At 46.9% G+C, this 971-nt stretch carries 1 protein-coding gene; it reads left to right on the forward strand.

All coding sequences use genetic code 11. The annotated features are described in order from the left end of the window. Nucleotides 1-971 (forward strand): DUF7507 domain-containing protein (locus tag FGM01_RS14445; RefSeq protein ID WP_423738354.1); only part of this gene is annotated, 971 nt, incomplete at both ends.

Raw genomic sequence — 971 nt, forward strand, 5'->3', positions numbered from 1 at the left:
GATGCAACAACCACTATTACTCAATCGCCAACACTGACCGTAACCAATACCGTAGCACCGACTGATATCGCTGCTCCGCAAACGCTAACCTATACCATTGTGGTGGACAATACGGGGAATACCAGTTTGACCAATGTCGCTGTAGTAGATCCTCAGGCAACCACTGGACCAGCCTATGTAAGTGGAGACTCGAACTCCAATGACATTATGGAGGTCGATGAGACCTGGACCTATACCGCGACCTATGAAGCCACACAGGCTGATATTGATAATGGAAGTGATATTGTACATACTGCCAGCGTAACTACAACAGAAGTAACTACTGCGGTAACTGATGATGCAACAACCACTATTACTCAGTCGCCTTCGCTAACCGTAGCTAATAYCGTAGCACCGACTGATATCGCTGCTCCGCAAACGCTAACCTATACCATTGTGGTGGACAATACRGGGAATACCAGTTTGACCAATGTCGCTGTAGTAGATCCTCAGGCAACCACTGGACCAGCCTATGTAAGTGGAGATTCGAACTCCAATGACATTATGGAAGTCGATGAGACCTGGACCTATACCGCKACCTATGAAGCCACACAGGCTGATATTGATAATGGAAGTGATATTGTACATACTGCCAGTGTAACTACAACAGAAGTAACTACTGCGGTAACTGATGATGCAACAACCACTATTACTCAATCGCCAACACTGACCGTAACCAATACCGTAGCACCGACTGATATCGCTGCTCCGCAAACGCTAACCTATACCATTGTGGTGGACAATACGGGGAATACCAGTTTGACCAATGTCGCTGTAGTAGATCCTCAGGCAACCACTGGACCAGCCTATGTAAGTGGAGACTCGAACTCCAATGACATTATGGAGGTCGATGAGACCTGGACCTATACCGCGACCTATGAAGCCACACAGGCTGATATTGATAATGGAAGTGATATTGTACATACTGCCAG

It is taken from the genome of Christiangramia sabulilitoris, from assembly GCF_007050985.1.
Taxonomy (GTDB): Bacteria; Bacteroidota; Bacteroidia; order Flavobacteriales; family Flavobacteriaceae; genus Christiangramia; species Christiangramia sabulilitoris.